The sequence below is a fragment of the Flavobacterium granuli genome, assembly GCF_900129705.1.
Classification (GTDB): domain Bacteria; phylum Bacteroidota; class Bacteroidia; order Flavobacteriales; family Flavobacteriaceae; genus Flavobacterium; species Flavobacterium granuli.
Window position 1 is genome coordinate 121,319 of the sequence record NZ_FQWO01000002.1, and the last position, 22,666, is coordinate 143,984.

General features: G+C 36.1%; 20 protein-coding genes and 1 pseudogene. 7 read left to right on the plus strand and 14 right to left on the minus strand.

The annotated features are described in order from the left end of the window. Positions 1–4: 4 nt before the first annotated feature. Positions 5–811 (minus strand): glycogen/starch synthase, encoded by an 807-nt coding sequence (locus BUB25_RS03515; protein WP_072940063.1) that lies wholly within the window; start codon positions 809–811, stop codon positions 5–7. Between the two features lie 78 nt (positions 812–889). Here BUB25_RS03515 and panC point away from each other — a divergent pair, with 78 nt between their 5' ends. The 6 genes from panC (at position 890) to BUB25_RS03545 (ending at position 7,651) form a co-directional block, all read left to right on the plus strand. Further along, on the plus strand, positions 890–1,768 hold the full coding sequence (panC, locus tag BUB25_RS03520; RefSeq protein WP_072940066.1) for a pantoate--beta-alanine ligase: 879 nt from the start codon (positions 890–892) through the stop codon (positions 1,766–1,768). Between the two features lie 14 nt (positions 1,769–1,782). Continuing rightward, positions 1,783–2,133 carry an aspartate 1-decarboxylase gene (panD, locus tag BUB25_RS03525; RefSeq protein ID WP_072940070.1) on the plus strand — a complete coding sequence of 117 codons (351 nt, stop codon included), beginning with the start codon at positions 1,783–1,785 and terminating at the stop codon, positions 2,131–2,133. Positions 2,134–2,334: 201 nt separating this feature from the next. Continuing rightward, entirely contained in the window at positions 2,335–3,477 is a 1,143-nt protein-coding gene (locus BUB25_RS03530; RefSeq protein ID WP_072940073.1) for an alpha/beta hydrolase, read from the plus strand. Further along, a complete protein-coding gene (radA, locus tag BUB25_RS03535) occupies positions 3,477–4,838 on the plus strand; it encodes a DNA repair protein RadA (RefSeq protein ID WP_072940076.1) in 1,362 nt (453 codons plus the stop codon). The genes BUB25_RS03530 and radA overlap by 1 nt, the downstream gene beginning before the upstream one ends. Positions 4,839–5,134: 296 nt before the next feature. Further along, complete coding sequence (locus BUB25_RS03540; RefSeq protein WP_072940079.1) at positions 5,135–5,548, plus strand: hypothetical protein; 414 nt, start codon at positions 5,135–5,137, stop codon at positions 5,546–5,548. Positions 5,549–5,689: 141 nt separating this feature from the next. Beyond that, on the plus strand, positions 5,690–7,651 hold the full coding sequence (locus tag BUB25_RS03545) for a transglycosylase domain-containing protein (RefSeq protein ID WP_072940082.1): 1,962 nt from the start codon (positions 5,690–5,692) through the stop codon (positions 7,649–7,651). Positions 7,652–7,722: 71 nt separating this feature from the next. Here the strand turns inward: BUB25_RS03545 and BUB25_RS03550 are convergent, their stop codons facing one another. From BUB25_RS03550 to BUB25_RS03560, 3 genes are all read right to left on the minus strand, one after another. Continuing rightward, positions 7,723–8,760: an aldo/keto reductase gene (locus BUB25_RS03550; RefSeq protein ID WP_072940085.1), complete on the minus strand. Its 1,038-nt coding sequence runs from the start codon at positions 8,758–8,760 to the stop codon at positions 7,723–7,725. Between the two features lie 83 nt (positions 8,761–8,843). Further along, entirely contained in the window at positions 8,844–9,785 is a 942-nt protein-coding gene (locus BUB25_RS03555; RefSeq protein WP_072940991.1) for an OmpA/MotB family protein, read from the minus strand. Positions 9,786–9,809: 24 nt separating this feature from the next. Beyond that, the gene (locus tag BUB25_RS03560; RefSeq protein WP_072940087.1) at positions 9,810–10,574 is read right to left on the minus strand and encodes an exodeoxyribonuclease III; all 765 of its coding nucleotides are present in this window, start codon (positions 10,572–10,574) and stop codon (positions 9,810–9,812) included. A 139-nt stretch (positions 10,575–10,713) separates the two neighbouring features. On the opposite strand from BUB25_RS03560, the gene BUB25_RS03565 reads away from it, so the two are divergent. Beyond that, positions 10,714–12,516, plus strand: a complete 1,803-nt coding sequence (locus tag BUB25_RS03565) for a GNAT family N-acyltransferase (protein ID WP_072940090.1) — start codon at positions 10,714–10,716, stop codon at positions 12,514–12,516. A gap of 67 nt (positions 12,517–12,583) precedes the next feature. On the opposite strand, the gene BUB25_RS03570 is transcribed toward BUB25_RS03565, so the two are convergent. From BUB25_RS03570 to BUB25_RS16560, 10 genes and pseudogenes are all read right to left on the minus strand, one after another. Continuing rightward, positions 12,584–12,865: a TM2 domain-containing protein gene (locus BUB25_RS03570; protein ID WP_072940093.1), complete on the minus strand. Its 282-nt coding sequence runs from the start codon at positions 12,863–12,865 to the stop codon at positions 12,584–12,586. A gap of 426 nt (positions 12,866–13,291) precedes the next feature. After that, positions 13,292–14,263 (minus strand): annotated as a pseudogene (locus BUB25_RS03575) (2-hydroxyacid dehydrogenase); the annotation flags it as partial. Between the two features lie 541 nt (positions 14,264–14,804). Beyond that, positions 14,805–15,581: a pyrroline-5-carboxylate reductase gene (proC, locus tag BUB25_RS03580; protein ID WP_072940096.1), complete on the minus strand. Its 777-nt coding sequence runs from the start codon at positions 15,579–15,581 to the stop codon at positions 14,805–14,807. 84 nt (positions 15,582–15,665) lie between these two features. Next, a complete protein-coding gene (mgtE, locus tag BUB25_RS03585; protein WP_072940099.1) occupies positions 15,666–17,018 on the minus strand; it encodes a magnesium transporter in 1,353 nt (450 codons plus the stop codon). Then, positions 17,008–17,787, minus strand: a complete 780-nt coding sequence (gene rsmA, locus BUB25_RS03590; protein ID WP_072940102.1) for a 16S rRNA (adenine(1518)-N(6)/adenine(1519)-N(6))-dimethyltransferase RsmA — start codon at positions 17,785–17,787, stop codon at positions 17,008–17,010. Before rsmA ends, mgtE begins: the two co-directional genes overlap by 11 nt. A gap of 162 nt (positions 17,788–17,949) precedes the next feature. After that, positions 17,950–18,261, minus strand: a complete 312-nt coding sequence (locus BUB25_RS03595; protein WP_072940106.1) for a DUF4286 family protein — start codon at positions 18,259–18,261, stop codon at positions 17,950–17,952. 48 nt (positions 18,262–18,309) lie between these two features. After that, positions 18,310–20,088 (minus strand): tetratricopeptide repeat protein, encoded by a 1,779-nt coding sequence (locus tag BUB25_RS03600; RefSeq protein WP_072940994.1) that lies wholly within the window; start codon positions 20,086–20,088, stop codon positions 18,310–18,312. A gap of 94 nt (positions 20,089–20,182) precedes the next feature. Then, positions 20,183–21,454, minus strand: a complete 1,272-nt coding sequence (serS, locus tag BUB25_RS03605) for a serine--tRNA ligase (RefSeq protein WP_072940110.1) — start codon at positions 21,452–21,454, stop codon at positions 20,183–20,185. Between the two features lie 224 nt (positions 21,455–21,678). Beyond that, a complete protein-coding gene (locus BUB25_RS03610; RefSeq protein WP_072940113.1) occupies positions 21,679–22,218 on the minus strand; it encodes a DMP19 family protein in 540 nt (179 codons plus the stop codon). 69 nt (positions 22,219–22,287) lie between these two features. Continuing rightward, complete coding sequence (locus BUB25_RS16560; RefSeq protein WP_170066883.1) at positions 22,288–22,458, minus strand: hypothetical protein; 171 nt, start codon at positions 22,456–22,458, stop codon at positions 22,288–22,290. Positions 22,459–22,666 lie beyond the last annotated feature (208 nt).

The window sequence follows — 22,666 nt, forward strand, 5'->3', positions numbered from 1 at the left end:
AAATTTATAGAACCTCGTTGTTATAAAAATTGCTATACGCTTCAGCGAACGCATCTTTTGGCACGAAAGGTAAAAAAGGTTTTCCTGAAGATTCTATATATTTTGTTAAACTTGAAGAAACACCGTTTGAAGCAATGATCACCGCATCAGAATGCTTAATGGTCGCCTTCATAATATTTTCAAAATTAGGCGTTTCAAGATCAGAAACAGCCTCTTCAGGAACGCCGTCCATCTTAACTTTATTGATCATCTCTGGATCTAAATTAGTATCGAAAGACTGACTGTAAACAGAGGTAACAATCTTAGTATCCGAAAAAAGAGCCTCATTTTTATAAAAATGCTTCATATATATTGGTAACATAGCCGCCATCCAACCATGAACATGTATAATATCCGGAACCCAGTTCAATTTCTTAACCGTTTCTACCACCCCTTTAGCGAAGAAAATAGCACGCTCGTCATTATCAGGATACATCACCCCTTCCTCATCAGCAAAAGTTGCTTTTCTTTTGAAATATTCATCATTATCAATAAAATAAACTTGAATTCTTTCCTTTGGAATGGAAGCTACTTTAATAATCAAAGGCATATCTAAGTCATTTACTACCAAATTCATCCCAGAAAGGCGAATCACTTCATGTAATTGATGTCTTCTTTCATTGATATTCCCATATCTTGGCATAAAAATTCTGATTTGGCCACCTTGATCATTAACCATCTTCGGAACATCGTAAGACATTAAAGAAACCTCATTTTCAGCCAAATAAGGCACCACTTCAGATGATACGTATAATATCCTCTTATCTTTCATATTATAATTTACTTAGTTTATTGGTAATAAAAACCACGCAAAATTACAAAAATTTATGCAGTTATTGACTAATATATTATGTTTGCACTTAATTTTAATAAAACGACCATGCCTATTTTCTATGGAAAAGTGGCTTTAATAGATTATTTAAAATCTATTAAAACCAAAAATTCCACTGTTGGATTTATCCCAACCATGGGTGCTCTGCATCAAGGACATCTCTCGTTGATGCAACAATCACTGGCAGAAAACGATTATACAGTAGTAAGTATTTTTGTAAATCCTACCCAGTTCAACAACCCCGAAGATCTGGAAAAATACCCCAGAACTTTAGAGCAAGACACCCAGAAAATAGCACAGCTAAACGATGCCATTATAGTGTACGCACCTTCAGTTGATGATATTTATGAAGGAAAAGTATTATCACAAGATTTTGACTTTGACGGATTAGAAAACCAAATGGAAGGAAAGTTCAGACCAGGGCATTTTAATGGCGTAGGCACCATCGTAAAACGTCTTTTTGAAATTGTAACTCCTACCAATGCTTATTTTGGGGAGAAAGATTTCCAACAGCTCCAAATTATAAAAAAGATGGTTCAAAAGAACAATCTCGAAGTCAACGTAATAGGCTGTCCAATCTTCAGAGAATCCAATGGTCTTGCGATGAGTTCCAGAAACGAACGTTTGACAGAACAACAAAAAAAACAAAGCAGTTTTATTTTCAAAACCTTAACCGAGGCAAAAGAAAAATTTCAAACTGACAGCCCAAAATCGGTAACGGAATGGGTTGAAGAATCCTTTGCCAAAAACCCCACTTTTGAACTAGAATACTTTCAAATCGCAGACGAAGCAACACTTACTCCTTGCACCACAAAAAATAAGGAACAAAAATACCGCGCTTTTATAGCCGTTTTTATCAATAACATCAGATTGATTGATACCATTTCATTAAATTAATTTACTTTTGTAGCATGCAAATTCAAGTTTTAAAATCCAAAATACACAGGGTAAAAGTTACCGGAGCCGATTTAAATTATATCGGCAGCATTACTATAGATGAAACCCTGCTAGAAGCTTCCAATATTATTGAAGGTGAAAAAGTTTCCATTGTAAACATCAATAATGGTGAACGATTTGAAACCTATGCTATAAAAGGTGAAAAAAATTCAGGTGAAATAACCCTGAACGGACCTGCGGCTAGAAAAGTACAAAAAGACGATATCATCATCATCATTTCATACGCTACGATTGATTTTGAAGAAGCAAAGACTTTTACTCCTTGGATTATTTTTCCAAATGAAAAAGACAATTCTTTAACTTAAACAACAATTATTCACCACCACTTTTGCGCTCAATTTACAGCTGTATTTTGAAGGTCATTTCTGTGTCTAATTTTTAATAAAGCAAGAATTCTATTCTCTTGATTCCCATCCTGAGTTTATAACTTCTTCTTTTTTATTAATTTAAAGTATTATATTGGTACTCTATTTACGACTATTCTATTTTTTCTAAAAAACTGAATTATGAAACAGACATTCTTACTACTTTTCTTTTCTATTTGCATGTTTTCACAAAACAAAACCGAATTATTCAATTCCAACAGATTAGGAGAAGCTCGAGAAATCACCATAAGTCTGCCCGCTTCATACGAAAACAATCCAACAAAAAAATACCCCATCCTTGTTTTACTCGATGGCAACTATTTATTCGATCCTTTTTATGGCGCGCTGAGTTACGGTGCTTATTGGGATGATTTACCCGAAACAATTATCATCGGAATCAATCAAAAAAACAGTCGAACAGAGGATTGCCAATACGACGACACCGAAGGCTTGCCTAGAGCAAAAGGAGCCGCTTTTTTTGAATTCATTGGCAGCGAATTATTGCCTTATATTGAAAAAAAATATCGTACGGCACCTTTTCGAATTATAGCGGGACACGACACAACTGCCGGTTTTTTAAACTTTTTTCTCTATAAAGAAAACCCGTTATTTAACGCCTATATTTCCTTAAGCCCGGAAATGGCTCCGGAAATGGAAACTCGTATTCCAGAAAAACTTTCTAAACTAAAGAAGCCAGTCTTCTATTATCAAGCTTCGGCCGATGGCGATATCAAACAACTTCGCGAACCCATAAAAGAACTTGATCAAAATTTAAAATCAATTTCTAACCCCTTAGTTGACTACAAATACGATGAGTTTAAAGACACTTCACATTATTCACTAATCTTGCACGCTATCCCAAATGCGCTTTATCAAATATTTGACAGCTACAAACCCATCTCTTCTGCTGAATTTTCGGAAAAAATTGTAGTGCTCCAAGAAGGATATGTAGATTATTTGATAAAAAAATACGCACTCTTATCCGATAAAATAGGTTTAAAACCCCTCATCAGATTAAATGATTTCAAAGCCATTGAAGCTGCTATCTTAAAAAACAAAGCGTATAGAGAATTGGATAAATTAGCCGAAATAGCCGATAAAAACTATCCAAAATCGATGCTTGCCTCTTATGAATTAGGTTTGATGTATGAAAAAATGGGCGACTCAAAAAGAGCCGCCGCCAAATACCAAAATGCCTCTCAATTAGAAGAAATTGGCGATCTCACTAAGGACATGATGTTCAATAAATATGAAGACATGAAAAGCTTAACCCCAAAAAAATAATGTCAAAAGTTAAAACTTCTTTTTTCTGCCAAAGCTGCGGAACCCAATATGCCAAATGGCAAGGACAATGCAATGCTTGTAAAGAATGGAATACCATTGCCGAAGAAATCATACAAAAACAAGAAAAAGTAGCTTGGAAAAGCGAGCCTTCCCCGAAGAATACAGCTCCAAAACCATTAAAAATAAACGAAATCGATTCGACTCAGGAAATCCGAATGGACACCACTGACGCCGAACTCAATCGTGTACTTGGAGGCGGAATCGTTCCTGGTTCTCTTACCCTTCTAGGCGGTGAACCCGGAATAGGAAAAAGTACGCTTTTACTACAAATTTCACTAAAACTACCCTACAAAACCTTATATGTTTCGGGTGAAGAAAGCCAGAAACAAATCAAAATGCGAGCGGAAAGAATTACGCCAACGAGTGATAATTGCTACATTTTGACCGAAACCAAAACCCAAAATATCTTCAAGCAAATTGAGGCTATCGAACCTGAAATCGTAATTATCGATTCGATTCAAACTTTACATACTGATTATATCGAATCAACTGCCGGGAGTATTTCTCAAATCAGGGAAACCACCGCTGAACTGATCAAATTTGCCAAAGAAACCAACATTCCCGTAATTCTTATTGGTCACATTACCAAAGACGGAAACATTGCCGGACCAAAAATTCTGGAACACATGGTCGATACGGTATTGCAATTTGAAGGCGATCGAAATCATGTCTATCGTATTTTGCGTTCCTTAAAAAACCGTTTTGGTTCCACTGCCGAAATTGGCATTTATGAAATGCTCGGTAGCGGCCTGCGTGAAGTTTCCAATCCTTCGGAAATTTTGATTTCACACAAGGACGAAGAATTATCCGGAACCGCAATTGCCAGCACACTCGAAGGCATGCGCCCGTTGATGATCGAAATTCAATCACTGGTAAGCACCGCCGTTTACGGAACGCCGCAACGCAGCACCACAGGTTATAATGCCAAAAGATTGAATATGATTCTGGCCGTATTAGAAAAAAGAGCCGGTTTTCGCTTGGGAGCCAAGGATGTTTTCCTGAACGTAACAGGCGGAATTTCTGTTGACGATCCCGCGATTGATTTGGCCGTTGTGGCCGCCATTTTATCTTCGAATGAAGATATTCCTGTAAACAAAGATTTTTGTTTTGCTGGCGAAGTAGGTCTTTCGGGAGAAATCCGTCCGGTAAACCGCGTGGATCAACGCATTCAAGAAGCGGAAAAACTAGGATTCTCTACTATTTTCGTATCCAAATACAACAAAATCGCCCTAAAAAACACCGGGATTAAAATTGAATTGGTTGCCAAAATCGAAGATGTGGCTACTATGCTTTTTGGTTGAAAAATTATTCAAATTCAAAAAAGGGAACCAATACACAAGTTCCAAAAAACATTAATTGCTGTAAATTAGTTATTTACATGTTAATTTCAATCCTACGTTAATTTATATTTTGTATTTTTATGATACGAATCTTTTCTTTCATTTAAAGCCTTTAAAAGTAAAAGTATCTGATAAAAATAACGGCTCGTCTCTATTCGTTTCATAGCTGTTTTTAGAGCATTAAAGCTAGATTAACATTCCATAATGATTTTTTCTTTTAAAATTTAAAATTGTCTAATATACTTAAACCATAAAAGATGAAAAAGCAAGCTGGCATTTGGATTGACTCCACAAAAGCAATCATTGTAACTTTGAATGGAGGAAAAGAAACCGTAACCGAAATTCAATCAGATTTAGAAAACCGCGTTTATCATGATAAAGAAGGCGATAAAGGCAGTTTTTTTGGAAATCAGCATATCGATTCCCAAAAAACATTTGACGAGAGGAAAAAACATCAAACCAACGCCTATCTGAAAGACGTTATTTCAAATGTACACGGAGCGGACGAGCTTTATATTTTTGGCCCGGCCGAAACTAAAACAAAATTGGAAAAAAAGATTAATGAAGACAAATCGACTATTGCGGGCAAACTAAAATCCGTTGAAACTGCCGATAACAACATGACTTCCAATCAAATCGTAGCCAAAGTAAAAAAATTCTACAATCAATAAACAGGCTAACCGCAGCAATAAACAAAGACCGCAATGAAAAACGTTGCGGTTTTGTATTTTAGTTAAAAATTAAGAAAACAGATTAGAACTTATTCCTCTAAATTTACTTCCTTAGCGACCGCTAAAAATGCCTTATAATTCATGGAAACCGGAAAACAGAAAATTATTTTACTTTTAAAAGTACTCGCGGCATTTCTCATAATCATAACAATTACTTTTTTCGGCTTTAGAGACTCCCTTTTAAGGCAAGCCATCGCAAGGCTTACAACTAAAATTGAACAGAAATACGACAGCGCTCTCAGCGTAAAAGAAGCCCGATTCGAAGGGATTTCCGGCCTGAGCCTTAACGAAATAACATTATCTCCTAAAAACGCCGACACCCTGTTCAGCATCCAAAAAATGAGAACTTCTGTTAATCTTTGGCACTTATTGCTTGGCGAGGTTCAATTAGGCACCTTAGAAATCAAAAACGGACTGGTACAGCTGACACAAAAAGGTGATGTAAAAAACTTTGCCGCTTTTCTAAAGAAAGACAACGAGCAACCAACAACCAATGACAAAAGAGATTATGCCGATTTTGCCTATAGGATTATTTCAAAAGCTTTGAATCTCGTCCCGACGGACATGAGCATCGAAAATCTGACTTTTAAACTCGATGACAACGGTAAAAAAGCGACGATTGACATCAAAAAATTGCAGCTTTTTGACAAAGAACTTGAAACTTCCATCAACGTACAAACCAATACTTTTGCACAACGATGGAAAATAAAGGGTTTTGCCGATCCCAGAAACAAGAAAGCAGACATCCGTTTTTTCAACATCGATACCGGAGCCATCAAGGTTCCTTATTTTGATGAACGCTACAATCTAATATCCAGTTTTGACTCTATTCGACTGAACATTGAAAACATCGATCGAAGCGGTGGCGAATTGCGCATTGACGGCTTCACTTCTATCGCTAACTTAAAAATAAACCATCCCAAAATTGCCCGCAAAGATGTCGTTATCAAAAACGCCCGATTTGATTATCGCTTTTTGTTAGGCTCTGATTTTATTTCTATAGACAGCAGCTCGACCGTACAATTCAATAAAATTAAATTTCGCCCTTATGTTGCCTACAAAACTTCCGAAGACACTATTTATAAACTCAAAATAGCGCTCCCGAAAATGAAAGCTCAGGATCTTATTTCCTCACTTCCTGACGGGCTTTTCACTCATTTTCAAGGCATGCAAGCCGAAGGAAGTTTTGATTATAATTTGGATTTCGAATACAATAAAAACAAACCGAACGAATTAATTTTTAACAGTAATCTAAAAAAAGAGAACTTAAAAATCACCAAATATGGCGAAGCCAACCTGAACAAAATCAACGGCGAATTCATTTATCGCGCCATCATAAAAGACGTATTGCAACGTCCTGTTTTAGTGGGAAATGCCAACCCTAATTATACACCACTTGAGCAAATTTCCCCTTATCTAAAAAAATGCGTGTTAACCACCGAAGATCCTTCGTTCTTTTCGCATCATGGTTTTATCAATGAAGCCTTTAAACAATCCATCATAAAAAACATAAAAACGAAGAAATTTGCCCGCGGTGCCAGCACCATAAGTATGCAATTAGTCAAAAATGTTTTCCTGACCCGAGAAAAAACGCTGTCGCGAAAACTCGAAGAAATTTTATTGGTTTACATTTTGGAAAATAACCGAATCGTAAGCAAAGAACGCATGTTGGAAGTTTATTTCAATATCATCGAATGGGGACCAAATGTTTATGGAATAGGAGAAGCCAGTCATTTTTATTTCCAAAAAAGTCCCTCTGAACTCAACCTGAATGAATGCTTGTTTCTTGCCCGAATTATCCCTAGTCCCAAAAAATTCATGTATCAATTTAATGATCAGGGTAAACTGAGGGAATTTGCTGTAAAGCAAGAATCTTTCTTGACAAACCTAATGATTCGAAGAGGACTTTTGAATATTGACGACACCATTTATAAATCACAGCCCATGCCTATTTTGGGTCCGGCAAGATCTTATCTTCGAATCAAAGTACTCGATTCGACCGTAGTTGATTCCTTATCGATCAATGAAGAATTTGACTTTTAACTAAAAAAGTCCCCGAAAAAAATATTTTTTTCGGGGACTTCTATAAAACCTAGCGATTTTTTGTCTTTAAATCAAGGAGCCGGATCAGGAATTAAGGCCTGAACAGCGTTTATTTCATTGATAATATCGTCTGATAAAACAACATCTATAGTAGCTATATTTTCTTTTAATTGCTCCAAAGTCGTTGCGCCAATAATGGTACTGGTTACAAATGACTGCTGTTCAATAAATGCCAAAGACAACTCGGTCAAAGTCAATCCATTTTTATTGGCAATTTCGCTGTACAACTTGGTCGCTTCGGTACATTGAGCACTGCTGTATCTGGAATAATTTGGAAACAAATTAATTCTCGCCTTAGGATGGCTTTCGCCAGTTAAAAACTTTCCGGACAATACCCCAAAAGCCATAGGAGAATAAGCTAACAAACCTACATTTTCCCTAAGGCAAACTTCTGCCGAGCCTACTTCAAAAAGCCTGTTCAACAACGAATATGGATTTTGAACCGTTTTTATTTTTGGCAAATTATGGTATTTACTTTCTTCCAGAAAACGCATGATACCCCAAGGTGTTTCATTAGAAAGCCCGATGTGTTTGATCTTTCCTTCTTTGACAAAGCCGTCCAAGGTTTCCAAAACAGCTTGAATATTGTCTTCCCATGCATCTTCCTGAACTTTGAAACCACGTTGTCCAAAATAATTCGTTTTGCGCTCCGGCCAGTGCAATTGGTACAAATCGATATAATCGGTTTGCAGGCGTTGTAAACTATGGTCTAAAGCGTATTTTATGCTTGCAGGAGAAAAATCCAATTGATCGCGCATGTAACCAAAATTAGGATTGGGACCGGCAATTTTAGACGCTAAAACCACCTTATCTCTGTTACCGGATTTTTGAAACCAAGTTCCTATTATCCTTTCGGTACTTCCATAAGTCTCTTGTCTTCCCGGAATCGAATACATTTCGGCGGTATCAAAAAAATTAACTCCTTGTTCAAGTGCATAATCCATTTGGGCATGACCTTCGGCTTCTGTGTTTTGTTCTCCAAAAGTCATTGTGCCAAGGCAAATTTTACTCACTTTCACATCAGTATTGGGTAAAGTAGTATATTTCATAAAGTATAAAAGTTATAAAGTCAAAAGCCATAAAGTCAAAGTAAATTCTTTAAGACTTTATGACTTTCAACTTTGGACAAAATTTAATTAATATCATTCAACATTTCGGCAATTTCATCTAATCTTGGTGTTAAGATGATTTCAATTCTGCGATTTTTAGCTTTTCCTTCTGCAGTGGCATTAGATGCTAGAGGAGAGAATTCACCTCGTCCTGCTGCTGTAAGATTTTGTTTGTTGATTGCACTGTTTTCGCTTAAAATAGCTACAATTGCTGTTGCTCTTTTGGTTGATAAATCCCAGTTATTGGCAATTGGTCCTGCACTAGAAAACCCATCATTATCAGTATGTCCTTCGATTAAAACAGAAATTTCCGGGTTTTCTCCCAATACTTTTCCTAGTTCAACTACCGCTTTTTTTCCTTCTGTTCCTACGGTCCAACTTCCCGAATTGAAAAGCAATTTGTTTTCCATAGAAACATATACTTTTCCATTTTTTTGTTCTACGGTCAATCCTTTTCCTTCAAAACTATTCAAGGCTTTAGAAAGTGTTTCCTTTAGTTTTCTCATGCTTGCTTCCTTCGCAGCAATCAATCCTTCTAATTCTTGCAATCTTTGTGCATTTTTACTCAAACGCTCTTGCTCTATTGCTAAGGCTTTTCCTTTGGCATCTAACTGTGCCAACAAGTCACGATTCTTATTCATATTAGCCTGCAAAGCTTCATTGCTGTTTTTCTCCAAAGCTTTATAAGACTCTTGTAAAACATTCATTTTGTTTTGCAAAGCATCATAATCCGCCAGCAATTTATCTCTTTCTGATTTTACTTTATTCAAATCAACTTTTAATGTTTCACGTTCTAATTCCAATTGATTTTTGGCTTTCAAAAGTTCCGTATTCTCATCAGAAATACTTCTGTTTTCTTTCTTTAAATCCGCAAATTTATTTTCTAAATCATTATAAATTTTCTTTGACACACAAGAGGTCGTCATCATCGCGATCAGTAATCCTAGAGAAATTCTTTTAATCATTTTTATCATTTATAAGGGTTATAACTATTCTACTTCTACCATAACGGGGCAATGGTCAGAATGTTTTGCTTCTGGCAAAATAAGCGCTCTTTTAATCTTTTCTCTCAAAGGTTCACTAACCAGGCAATAATCAATACGCCAACCTTTATTATCGATTCTGGCTGTTGGCACACGTACCGTCCACCAGCTATAATTACCTGGTTCTTTGTTTAAAAATCTAAAACTGTCTATAAATCCATTTTTCAGAAAAGTATCCAGCCAAGCTCTTTCTTCGGGTAAAAATCCGGAAACTTTTTTATTTCGAATGGGATCATGGATATCGATGGCTTCGTGGCAAATATTATAATCTCCGCAAATTACCAGATTAGGAATTTCTTTCTTCAAGTTCGAAATATACTCTTGAAAATCATCCATATACATGAATTTATGATTCAATCTTTCGCTGTTTGTTCCAGAAGGCAAATACAAACTCATCACGGATAAATCGTCAAAATCAACTCGGACATTCCTTCCCTCGAAATCCATATGCTCGATTCCGGTTCCAAAAACAACATTATTGGGTTTTATTTTAGACAAAATTGCCACGCCACTGTATCCTTTTTTAGTAGCCGGAAACCAATAGTGATACGGATAACCCGCCAATTCGAAATCCAACAAAGGAATTTGCTCCGGACTGGCCTTAATTTCCTGAAGACAAATCACATCAGGATTTGCTTGTTGCAACCAATCAATGAATCCTTTAGAAATTGCGGCTCGTATTCCGTTAACATTATAAGAGATAATCTTCATTTTTTACATTTTTTGAGTTTCAAAAGTAAGAAAAATTAAAAAGGATGCCGTAGAAAAAACAGGAAAATCCAATAGCCCCTTAGTCAGATAATCGAGTTTTTTTCTATCTTTGTTTTTCGCTCAAATAAACAGAAAATAAATGGGTTTAGTTACCGCCAAAGAAGTTGCAAAAGTAATAAATGCTGAAAAATATGGAGTTTTCGGAACTTTTTCCGGCTGGTTATTAATGAAAGCACTGAAAATCTCTACTTTAAATAAAGTCTATAACAGAAACAAACATCTAAAAGATCTTCCCTTTTTGAATAACATTTTAGATGATTTGCAGATAAAATTCGAAATTCCGGAAGAGGATTTAAAACGTTTGCCAAAGGATGGCGCTTATATTACCATTTCTAATCATCCCCTTGGAGGAATTGATGGGGTTTTATTATTGAAATTAATGCTCGAAAGAGAACCCAATTTCAAGATTATCGCTAATTTTTTATTACACCGCATCGAGCCATTAAAAAAATACATCATGCCGGTGAATCCTTTTGAAAATCACAAAGACGCTAAATCTAGTGTGGTTGGAATTAAGGAAACTTTACGCCATTTAAGTGATGGAAAACCCCTGGGAATGTTCCCTGCGGGCGAAGTATCCAGTTATAAAGACGGAAAATTAATGGTTGACAAACCTTGGGAAGAAGGCGCTATAAAAGTGATCCGAAAAGCTCAGGTTCCTGTTGTGCCTATTTATTTCCATGCAAAAAACAGTCGATTATTCTATTTGCTTTCCAAAATAAGCGGAACCTTTCGCACGGCCAAATTACCTTCTGAAGTTTTTAGCCAAAAACACCGCGTAATCAAAGTACGTATTGGTAAACCGATTTCGGTAAACGAACAAAATGAGTACAAAACCTTAGATTCTTATTCTGAATTCTTAAGGAGAAAAACATACATGCTTGCCAATCCTTTTGAAAAAGAAAGTAAACTATTGACTACGCCAAGCTTGAAAATTCCTAAAAGCCCAAAAGAAATTGTAACTCCGGCCAATAGCGAAAAAATGATTTCGGAAGTAGCCGCTTTGAGAAAAACAGACTGCCGACTTTTGCAAAGCAAGAATTATGAAGTCTTTTTTGCTGAAGCCGATGCAATTCCAAATGTGCTGCACGAAATAGGCCGATTACGAGAAATCACCTTTAGAGAAGTAGGAGAAGGAACAAATGAGTCTATCGATTTGGATAAATTTGACAAATACTACCACCATTTATTTTTATGGGATGAAGACGCTCAAAAAATTGCCGGAGCTTATAGAATGGGATTGGGATCTGAAATTTATCCAAAATACGGCATAGACGGTTTTTACCTGAATGAACTTTTTCGTTTTGAACCTGAATTACACGACATGATGCACAAATCAATCGAAATGGGTCGTGCTTTTATCATCAAGGAATACCAACAGAAACCAATGCCTCTTTTCTTGCTTTGGAAAGGAATCATTCATACTACGCTGCGTTTCCCAGAACACAAATTCTTACTTGGCGGCGTGAGTATCAGCAATCAATTCTCTGATTTTTCTAAATCTTTGATGATTGAATTCATGAAGTCCAATTATTACGATCCTTATATTGCGCAATACATTCATCCAAAGAAAGCCTACAAGGTAAAACTGAAAGATGCTGACAAAGACTTCATTTTTAACGAAACCGAAGCCGATTTGAATAAATTTGACAAAATCATAGACGAACTGGAACCTGGTATTTTACGTTTGCCTGTTTTGATTAAAAAATACATCAAACAAAATGCGAGAGTTGTTGCCTTTAACGTCGATCCTCTATTCAATAATGCTGTAGATGGCTTAATGTATATCAGAATTGCTGATATACCTGAAAGCACGATGAAGCCCGTTATGGAAGAATTTCAGGCAGAACTGGAAAGAAAATTAGCAGATAAAGAAGATTAACCGAAAACAGTTAAGCTATCAAAAGCCATAAAAAAGTCTCGACAAAATCGAGACTTTTTTAGTATAATTAAAACCAAGCTTTCTTATTAACCTGATAGGTTTGATAAAACTCCTGATCTGATTTGGTCAGATAAATTATCCCTTCTATAAGTCCGAGAACACCTGTAACAATTCCACAAGTACAAAGGCTGATGATTAGCCAAATTATGCCTTCGGTCGTATACCCCAAGAGGAATTTATGTATCCCAAAAGGCGCCAAAAGTATGGCTAATAAACCTGCTGCTATTTTTTTATTGTCTTCCTGAGCCGGTTGTGGATTATTCCAATGTTCGTATTTTGTTTCTTCCATGAATTGCTAGTTATTATATTGGTTTTGAAGAATTAAATATAAAAAAAATTATTTAAAAACAGCATCTACCGGTTCCCAAAGTTCAATTTTATTTCCTTCTACATCCATAATCCACCCGAATTTACCATAATCATAAGACTGCATTTCACCCACAACTGTTACTCCTTCTTGTTTTAATTGAATCAACAATTCCTCCAAATTCTCAACACGGAAGTTTTGCATAAACTGTTTTTCACTTGGAGAAAAATAGCTCGTATCATCTGCAAAGGGTGACCATTGTGTAGAACAGTCGTTCCCTTGCGCATCTTTCCACCAGAAAGTACTTCCATAATCATCTGTTTTTAAACCCAAATGCTTAGCATACCAAGCAACCAGTTCTTTTGGATTTTTGGCTTTAAAAAACACACCACCAAGACCCGTCACCCTTTTCTCAACAGTCTCATTTGGAGTTTTGCCAAAATATTTCTCTTTAATTTTGTCGACAATTACCTGAGCCAATCTTTGATGACTTTCAAATGTCCAGCCGGCAACATGAGGAGACAAGATTACATTATCTGCTTGTAATAAATATTGAAAAGCTTCCGGAGTCCCTTTATCCTGAAAAAGGGTTTCGAACGACAGTTTTTCATATTCCAATACGTCTAATCCTGCCCCTAGAACCTTTCCAGACTTCATTGCATCGACCATATCAGCGGTTACAATATTTTTCCCTCTTGAGGTATTTAAAATCCAAAATGGCTTCGCAAAAGCAGTTATAAAAGCAGCGTCGACCATCTTATTAGTTTCGGCTGTCCATGGAATATGCAAACTCAATACATCTGCTTTTTTTTGCAATTCTTCCAGCGAAACCTGTCTCGCATTGGCATCCCCAACATTATCCAAAATATCATAACACAAAACCTCAACATCAAAACCTCGCAATTTCTTGGCAAAGGATTTTCCCATATTTCCATAACCGATAATCCCAACCGTTTTTCCATCCAGCTCATGCCCTCTATTGCTTTCCCTATTCCATTGCCCCGATCTAATTTCCCTATCAGCAAGATTTAACTTATTGAAAAGAGACAATAGCATTCCCAAAGTGTGCTCGGCAACCGCATTCCTATTTCCTTCAGGAGCAGCAATAAGCGTTATGTTTTTTGACAATGCATATTCACAATCGATACTCTCTAATCCGGCGCCAACACGTGCTATAAATTGTAAATTAACCGCCTTGTCTAAAAAAGTTTTATCTATTTTGAATCGGCTTCTAATAACAATACCCTGATAATCCTTAATTTTTAATTCAATTTCTTCTTTGGAAGAAGTAAAATCTTCGTGGTTTTCAAAACCCAATTCTTGTAATTGTTCCATCAAAATTGGGTTGTTGCTATCGATGTGAAGAATTTTAATATCCATAAAAAAGTATCTAAGTTTAGTAATCAAAATTAACAAAAAAACACGGCTATTGCTATATAAAAAAATAGCCTTCGTTTGTAGTCGATTTAATCATCTGAAACCGAAACACAGCCTATAAAAAAACCATTTCTAAATTGATGTCAATTTAGAAATGGTTTTCTATATAATTTGTTCTAATAAAGTAGTCTTCTTACATACGCTCTCTTTTAAACAATAGCTGTAATTGTGTTAATATCTCATCACTTTTTCGTTTCCAAATAAAAATTTAGAAATTCTGTCGTAAAAACTGTCAAATAATTTTTTCATGATAATGTTTTTTTAAGTTAGAATTAAATTAAACACTTATACGAAAAGTTCAAAGTAGACATAGGTAGGCATTACTAAAATACACCACATTTTTCTTTAATTAAAATATCCTTACCTCTTTTCGATGTAAGGTAACTTTAAATAGATTAAAAGCATGTAAATTACTTATTTTGAATGACTTATATTACATTGATATTTTTATTTTCCACTAAAATCAAACAACTACTAACAAGAGCTATCCTTTTATTTGCTTCAAAGAAGTCTTGATTCCGCGTATTAATGATGAACTAAATCCGTGCATTTCCATATCATTCAATCCTGCGATAGTACAACCTTGAGGTGTAGTAACTCTGTCGATTAATTGTTCCGGATGCACCTGTTCTTCCATTAGCATTTCGGCTGCTCCTTTGACCGTTTGGGCCGAAATCGCCAATGCGGTTTTCCAGTCAAATCCTATTTCGATTCCAGCCTGCATCGAAGCTCGGATATAGCGCAAGGCAAATGCTGTTCCGCTCGCCGCTAATACTGTGGCTGCATCCATTAACTTTTCGTCAATTACAGGTGCTGTCCCTAAATCTTGAAAAAGTGCTATTACATTTTCGGCAGTAGACTTGTCTTTATCCTGAAAAGAAATACAAGTGGCTGATTCCCCAAATTGAGCAGCAATATTAGGCATAATACGAATTATAGTATGCGCACCATTAGTTTTGTCCTGAAGCGCCGCAATATCTACCCCACTTACCGCAGAAGCAATAGTTTTATTGGTGATTTTTGGCAGAATCTCTGTCAAAACTGTATCTACCTGATACGGTTTTACGGTAAGAATAATCAAATCGGCTTCCTGAATTTGAAGTGTATTATCTGTCGAAACTATAATACCTGATTGTTCGAGATGCATAATACTTGAGGTATTCCTTCTGGTTACGGTAATTTGATTGTTTTTAGAAAATTTCGACAGTCCTAAAGCAATCGAAACTCCCAGATTTCCACCTCCAATTATATGTACTTTCATTTTTATTTTTTGGTTTTTTGGTTTTAGTAAATAGTTTATTCGTTATCGGCCTTAGCCTTATTTTAGAAACATGACTGTTTAAGATTAGAATCCCAGAATCAATTTGGCAATAGAGAAATAAATCAGAATTCCGCAAATATCATTACTAGTCGTTATAAACGGACCGGTAGCCAATGCAGGGTCAATTCCAAATTTATCCAGTAATAAGGGCACAAAGGTTCCGATAAGAGAGGCAATTATAATCACCGAAATTAGTGCAATGGTAACAATAACCCCTATAATCACTTCAACATTCAACAGAAAATGACTTCCTAAAAACAAGATTACTGCCAAAATTAATCCATTAAGCAAGCTAAGAGAAACCTCTTTCAGTAAGCGACTGAACAAGGATCCACTCAAGGTGTTATTAGCCAAACCTTGAACGATAATTGCCGAAGATTGCACCCCAACATTTCCTGCCATCGCAGCAATCAAGGGAGTGAAAAAGAATAATTTCCCATGTTCTAACATAGCATCTTCAAACAATCCCAATACTCGCACCGAAATAAAACCTCCTAAAAGAGCCAAAACAAGCCAAGGCAAACGCGCTTTTGTATGTTCTAAAATACTATCATCGGCTTCAATATCTTGAGAGATACCCGCAGCTAATTGATAATCCTGATCGGCTTCATCCCTAATAACATCAATAATATCGTCAATAGTGATTCGGCCTACTAATCTTCCCATTTCGTCCACTACCGGAATAGCTTCCAAATCGTATTTTTGCATGATTCGAGCCACCTCAACATCCTCTGTATCAACATTGACCGAGTTGACTTTTCGAATATAAATATCACTAATATGTGTTTTTGTCGAAGTCGTCAATAAATCCTTTAGTGAAAGTCTTCCTTTCAGTCTGTTTTGATCGTCCACAACATAGATGGAATGCACACGCGAAACGTTTTCGGCTTGAATACGCATTTCCTTAACACAAGTAAGAACATTCCAGTTTTCATTGACTTTCACCAACTCCTTACCCATCAATCCCCCAGCAGAATTCTCATCATAACGCAACAAATCAACGATGTCTTTTGCGTGTTCAACATCATTCAACTCCGAGATTACTTCGGCTTTTAAATCCTGGGAAAGCTCAGCGATAATGTCGGCCGCATCATTCGTATCCAACTCATCAAGCTCTTCTGCAATTTCTTTTGGCGAAAGACGGCTTAATATATTCTCTCGTAAATCATCTTCTAATTCAAGAAGAATCTCGGCCGTTTTATCGCTATCTAATACCTTAAAAATATAGGTCGCCTCATCAAAATCAAGCTCGTCCAGAATCTCAGCGATATCAGCATGGTGCATGTCAGCGAGTAAGGCTTCTAGTTCCTTATCGTTTTTATTGACAATGTGTTGCTCTAATTCGAGTATTAATTCTTTGCTGATTTTAAACTCCATCGGCCTCTATTTTTTGGGTAAGTTCAATAAACTGCGCTACGTCCAATTGTTCCGGACGAAGATCAAAAACAGGATCAGTTCGCAATTCATCGGACAAATTCAAGGTTTTCAAACTGTTACGCAAGGTTTTTCGTCGTTGTTGAAAAGCAGTTTTTACAACCGTAAAAAACAACTTTTCGCCGCAAGGCAAACTAAAATCTTCCTTTCTGCGTAGGCGTAAAACGCCTGATTTTACCTTTGGTGGCGGAATAAAAACATTTTCGTCTACCGTAAATAAATATTCAGCATCGTAAAATGCCTGCGCCAAAACAGACAGTATGCCGTAAGCTTTTGTTCCTTTCTTTTCACAAATACGCTCGGCCACTTCTTTTTGAAACATTCCCGCAAATTCAGGAATTTGATGGCGGTATTCCAATGCTCTAAAAACAATTTGTGTCGAAATATTATACGGAAAATTCCCAATGATGGCAAACTGCTTTCCTTGAAAAGTTTCATTGATATCATACTTCAAAAAATCCTTCGAAATAATCTTATCTTTTAATTTTGGATAGTTTTCATCCAAATAGGTTACCGATTCTGTATCAATTTCGATAACATAAGTATTGATTGGTTTCTCTAACAAATATTTTGTCAAAACACCCATTCCCGGCCCTATTTCCAAAACATCATCGTATCCTTGTAAATTCAGAGTATCCGCAATGTCTTTAGCAATACTTTCGTCCTTCAGGAAATGCTGTCCGAGGTGTTTTTTAGCTTTTACTTTTTCCATTTTTGTCTTTGCGATGCACTACGCCATCTCGCTATATTTTAGGTTTATTTTACTCAGATGGCACTAGCTTTTTCTTTTAAATTGAAGATCACAATTTGCTGCTTCAAGATTGTGATTCAAAACAATAACCAGAATGTGATTGCTTCGTTCCTCGAAATAACTCTAGTGCTCTGAAATCAATTCTAATTCTGTTCTAAAAGCCAACATTTTATCTCCAAATAACCTTTGCCCTTCTTCACGAAAACTAGGCGCATCTTCCTGGTAATATTTTTCCAAAGTTTCCTTACTATCGGTTGTATATTGCACCGAATACGTAGTTCCGCCCATTTCTTCTTCTATCAAAACCTTTACTATTCTCGCCGAGGAAAACTTTCCGGTAGCCAAAATTTCAGGAATGTGTTTTTGCTGCATCCAGTTCAACCATTGCTCGTGAACGCTTTCGTGTATGTTTGTGGTAACGTTGTATATTATCATTTTTATTACTTAAATTATAATTTGATCGAATTAACGATTGAACATTATTTATAAATTTTTATCGCCTCGCAATTCCCTGAATTTTATTCGGGCATCCACAAAGTAAATACTGTCTTCGTGACTAAAAATTATCTTTTCGTATAAAGGCTTTGCTTTATCTGGCATTGCTAATTTCTTATTGTAGATTTCAGCCGAAAAATACAGCGCTTCATCAATATAAATTCCGTCACTGTGATGGTCTATTATTTCTTGATATTGGCTTAAAGCCAAATTGTAATCGGCTGTTTTTTCATAAATTTTCCCAAGTCGCAATAAAGTGACAGCTTCGATTTCCTCTCCTTTGTGTTTCTTCAAAATCATTTGAAATTGAGCGATCGCTTCCTGATTTCTGTTTTGATATAAAAGATAATCTCCTTTGGCAAATGCAGCCAAGGCCGTCTGTGTCGAATCGGCTACTGTATTGTCGTTGATCAAAAGAAAATACTCTAAAGCATCATTAGCAATCAATTGCGTGTTGGCTGATTTTAATTCCTTAAACTGCTTCAATGCCCACTCAAAATCAGTCTTAAAATAACTGGTTTTAGCCGCCTTTAAACTCGCTTCATGCGCCACCACATCGTTTTTCAAATCCATCTGAATCTGGGAATAATACAACAAAGCCTGATTGAATTTTTCTTCGAAGAGTAAAATATCCGCCAATTCCATTTTGACCTGAGCCACTTGGTAGTCATTCAATTGTAAATCGAGTGCTTTTTTTATTATTGTCTTGCCTTCTTCTGGTTTTTTCAAATTAAAAGTCACAAAATGAGCTTGAATCAACTGCAAAGATAAGGTAAAAGGACTTATTTCATATTGTTTCAACAAACTGTCGAGTTCCGCAAGAATTCCGGAATACTCTTTCTCGGTCGCTTTTTTTATTTTCAACTCCATCAAATAGGAATTTGCCTGAATCAGTAATTCTAAATCTTTAGTATTTTCCAGAACAAAACCCAAAATTTCTTTAGCAGTTTCTTCATCGTCATCCTCAATGGTAAGTTGCGCCAGATTGATGATATTAGACAAAGATTCTGAATTTCGCTTATAAATTGCCTTTTCCTGAATAAAAGCTTTTGAAAACTCTCTTTGCTGCACATAAAACCAGCTTAAATAACGATTCCAAAACAGGTCTTGACTTTTTTGAACCCTTAAAATCAATGCCTTTCTCAACAATTCATTAAAGTTAGACTCTCCATCATTCGACATAAATCGAGACAATTGACTTTGAATAAGAATAGAATGTTGTGGACTGTTGAAGGCTTCATCCAGAAAAGTAGAAATCATCATTTCGGCATTGCCAAGCTGTCCGTATAGCAACCCTATTTGATAATTAAAATTATAATTAGGCACTAATTGAGCCGCTGTTTGATACGATTTTAAGGCGTATTCGAGCAGTACTTTTTTTTCAAAAGAATTCGAAATCGCATAGACTTCATTCGGATTTTTTTGGATTCGCTCTAAAGCCTGATCGTAGTAATCTTTAGCTTTAGCATCCTCTTTTTGCAATTGGAAATTATAACCCAACTCGACCAGAAGCGCTCCTTGCTTGTATTTATCAAAACGCTGTTGGATTGCTTTTCCGGCAAAATCAAACTGTGATAGTTGCTGGTAACAATCAATGGTTCGAAGAAAATATTGGTAGTTTTGAGGCACACTTGCCAGCAATTCCTCATAGCTTATTTTGGCTTTTTCAAAATCGCCTTTGTCATAATAATATTGCGCCAATTGCTCGTTTTGAGAAAACGCAAATAGCGAAAATGACAAAGTGATATAGAGAAAAAAAATCTTCATATTAAAAGTGTTCAGCATTCAGTGTTCAGTTTGCTAAACGGTGCGTTATCCAAAAAAACTAACTGAACACCGAGCACTGATGACTGAACACTAATTAATCTATAATATCAAACCCGCAATACGGGCGTAAAACTTCTGGAATTACGATTCCTTCCGGAGTTTGGTAATTTTCTAAAATTCCGGCAAGCACTCTTGGCAAAGCCAATGAACTTCCGTTTAAAGTATGTGCCAATTGGTTTTTCCCGTCTTTATCTTTGAAACGCAATTTCAAACGATTGGCCTGAAAAGTTTCAAAATTAGAAACCGAAGAAATTTCCAACCAGCGATCCTGAGCCGTAGAAAATACTTCAAAATCATAAGTCAATGCCGAAGCAAAGCCCATGTCCCCGCCACAAAGACGCAGGATTCTATAAGGCAATTTCAATTCGTTAAGAATATTTTTTACGTGTTCCACCATGCCGTCCAAAGCTTCATACGATTTATCGGGATGCTCCACGCGTACAATTTCTACTTTGTCAAATTGGTGCAAACGGTTTAATCCGCGTACATGCGCACCATAAGAACCCGCTTCTCTACGGAAACAAGGCGTATAAGCCGTTGCCAAAACCGGCAATTCATTTTCGCTCAAGATAACATCTCTGAACAAGTTTGTCACCGGAACCTCAGCCGTTGGGATTAAATATAAATTATCGGTGGCATCGTGATACATCTGCCCTTCTTTATCCGGCAATTGTCCCGTACCATAAGCCGAAGCTTCATTGACCAAATGAGGCACTTGGTATTCCTGATAACCTGCTTCGGTATTTTTATCCAAGAAATAAGCAATCAAAGCGCGTTGCAATCGAGCACCTTTTCCTTTGTAAACCGGAAAACCTGCTCCGGTAATTTTATTTCCTAATTCGAAATCAATGATGTCGTATTTTTTTACCAATTCCCAATGCGGTTGTGCGCCTTCATGCAAAACAGGAATTTCTCCCGTTTCAAAAACATTCAGGTTTTCCTCCGGAGTTTTTCCTACAGGAACGATATCAGCCGGAAGATTAGGTAAAGTATATAATTTTTCTAAAAGTTCAGCGGCAAGTGCATCAGCTGTTTCCGCAAGTGCTTTGCTTTTCTCTTTGTTTAAAACGGTTTTTTCTTTGAGAATAGCAGCTTTTGATTTCTCGCCACTTTTCATCAGTTCACCTATATCTTTGGCTAATTTATTAGATTCAGATAAGATGCTGTCTAATTCTACCTGCGTAGAACGACGGCGTTCGTCTAATTGTATCACCTCTTCAACAACGGCGGCGGCATCCATATTCTTTTTTGCCAAAGCGCTGATTACTTTCTCCTGATTCTCTCTAATAAATGCAATTTGTAACATAGCTTGATATTTATAACTCTGATGTGTGTATTTCTATATAAAGGAAGCAAATTTAAGGAAATGTTTGATAGAAATGGGACAAAAATTAGTCGAAAGTCGAAAGTCATAAAGTCAAATACTAATGTAAGGATTCAAACGTCCTAATGTTTAATTTATATTGATAACCGGACTTTAATAAAAACAGGACTTTCTAGACTTTATGACCTTGGACTTTTGACTTTAAATTACGCTCTTTTAATCTCGTGACCCACAAATTCTTCCAAAGTGGCAAACATTTCATCTACCGAAAGTACTTCAAAATCAGGATGTGTTTTCAGGAAATTGGCGTTCAACGCAATCAAATTTTCTTCAATTTCGAAAAAAGTGTCGTTGTTGAGCAAATCTCGAATAGGATTTACGCCTTCTAATTTCCCTTTCAGGAATTTATTCAACTTTACGCTGCTCATTAATTTTACTTTTTTGGATTGTTGCTGAAACAATTCCAAATGCTTTTCGGCACCAATTAATGCCAAGCCTTCTTCGATTAATTCGTTTAGTTCTTTATCCCATCCCGAATTATATACAAATTGAGCAAAATTCCCCTCGGTATATTGTGATGTATAATAATCTAAATAATAACTCATTATAGCATCTTCGTGAATCAAATCATCGTTTACACCTTCCTCGCGCATTAAGTTGATCACCGAAATATTAGAGTGAATTACATCTTGGAGATTTTCACTGTTGGCCGCTGTTTCTGAAATAATTATTCTACCGAATTCCATAAGTTTTGTGTTTGAATACTAAAGTGCAAATTTCGGGTAAATAAAAACAGAAATGAAATACAATGCGATTTATATGCTATCCGATTCGTCACTACTCTTTTTCTGATTCATTTTTGTAACCAAAGCTTTCAAACGCAAGGCTTTTTCTTTTTTTTCTTCTTGAAGTTTAGCCTTTTTCCTATTGAGCAATTTGGTATGCAACGCCTTGTTTTTGGTGTTTTTTTCGGGTCCTTTTGCCATGGTTTACAGTCTTCATTAATTATGTATACAAATATAAACAAAGCCATTTTAAAAATCAGGAAAGTATTAAATTCCTAAATAACCTAGCCCCGATAGCAGTGAAAATCCTTTCTATTTTTAAAGAAAAATAGAAAGATTGCAATGGATAGCGGGAAATTGCTTCAAATAAAAATTCTATTGCTTATTTTTGCACTCAATAAAATTGAAT

What these genes read in the sequence shown, in the direction of transcription:
- BUB25_RS03515 (WP_072940063.1), bottom strand. Translation starts at nt 811, where the DNA reads ATGAAAGATAAGAGGATATTATACGTATCATCTGAAGTGGTGCCTTAT.
- panC (WP_072940066.1), top strand. Translation starts at nt 890, where the DNA reads ATGTTTGCACTTAATTTTAATAAAACGACCATGCCTATTTTCTATGGA.
- panD (WP_072940070.1), top strand. Translation starts at nt 1,783, where the DNA reads ATGCAAATTCAAGTTTTAAAATCCAAAATACACAGGGTAAAAGTTACC.
- BUB25_RS03530 (WP_072940073.1), top strand. Translation starts at nt 2,335, where the DNA reads ATGAAACAGACATTCTTACTACTTTTCTTTTCTATTTGCATGTTTTCA.
- radA (WP_072940076.1), top strand. Translation starts at nt 3,477, where the DNA reads ATGTCAAAAGTTAAAACTTCTTTTTTCTGCCAAAGCTGCGGAACCCAA.
- BUB25_RS03540 (WP_072940079.1), top strand. Translation starts at nt 5,135, where the DNA reads ATGAAAAAGCAAGCTGGCATTTGGATTGACTCCACAAAAGCAATCATT.
- BUB25_RS03545 (WP_072940082.1), top strand. Translation starts at nt 5,690, where the DNA reads ATGGAAACCGGAAAACAGAAAATTATTTTACTTTTAAAAGTACTCGCG.
- BUB25_RS03550 (WP_072940085.1), bottom strand. Translation starts at nt 8,760, where the DNA reads ATGAAATATACTACTTTACCCAATACTGATGTGAAAGTGAGTAAAATT.
- BUB25_RS03555 (WP_072940991.1), bottom strand. Translation starts at nt 9,785, where the DNA reads ATGATTAAAAGAATTTCTCTAGGATTACTGATCGCGATGATGACGACC.
- BUB25_RS03560 (WP_072940087.1), bottom strand. Translation starts at nt 10,574, where the DNA reads ATGAAGATTATCTCTTATAATGTTAACGGAATACGAGCCGCAATTTCT.
- BUB25_RS03565 (WP_072940090.1), top strand. Translation starts at nt 10,714, where the DNA reads ATGGGTTTAGTTACCGCCAAAGAAGTTGCAAAAGTAATAAATGCTGAA.
- BUB25_RS03570 (WP_072940093.1), bottom strand. Translation starts at nt 12,865, where the DNA reads ATGGAAGAAACAAAATACGAACATTGGAATAATCCACAACCGGCTCAG.
- proC (WP_072940096.1), bottom strand. Translation starts at nt 15,581, where the DNA reads ATGAAAGTACATATAATTGGAGGTGGAAATCTGGGAGTTTCGATTGCT.
- mgtE (WP_072940099.1), bottom strand. Translation starts at nt 17,018, where the DNA reads ATGGAGTTTAAAATCAGCAAAGAATTAATACTCGAATTAGAGCAACAC.
- rsmA (WP_072940102.1), bottom strand. Translation starts at nt 17,787, where the DNA reads ATGGAAAAAGTAAAAGCTAAAAAACACCTCGGACAGCATTTCCTGAAG.
- BUB25_RS03595 (WP_072940106.1), bottom strand. Translation starts at nt 18,261, where the DNA reads ATGATAATATACAACGTTACCACAAACATACACGAAAGCGTTCACGAG.
- BUB25_RS03600 (WP_072940994.1), bottom strand. Translation starts at nt 20,088, where the DNA reads ATGAAGATTTTTTTTCTCTATATCACTTTGTCATTTTCGCTATTTGCG.
- serS (WP_072940110.1), bottom strand. Translation starts at nt 21,454, where the DNA reads ATGTTACAAATTGCATTTATTAGAGAGAATCAGGAGAAAGTAATCAGC.
- BUB25_RS03610 (WP_072940113.1), bottom strand. Translation starts at nt 22,218, where the DNA reads ATGGAATTCGGTAGAATAATTATTTCAGAAACAGCGGCCAACAGTGAA.
- BUB25_RS16560 (WP_170066883.1), bottom strand. Translation starts at nt 22,458, where the DNA reads ATGGCAAAAGGACCCGAAAAAAACACCAAAAACAAGGCGTTGCATACC.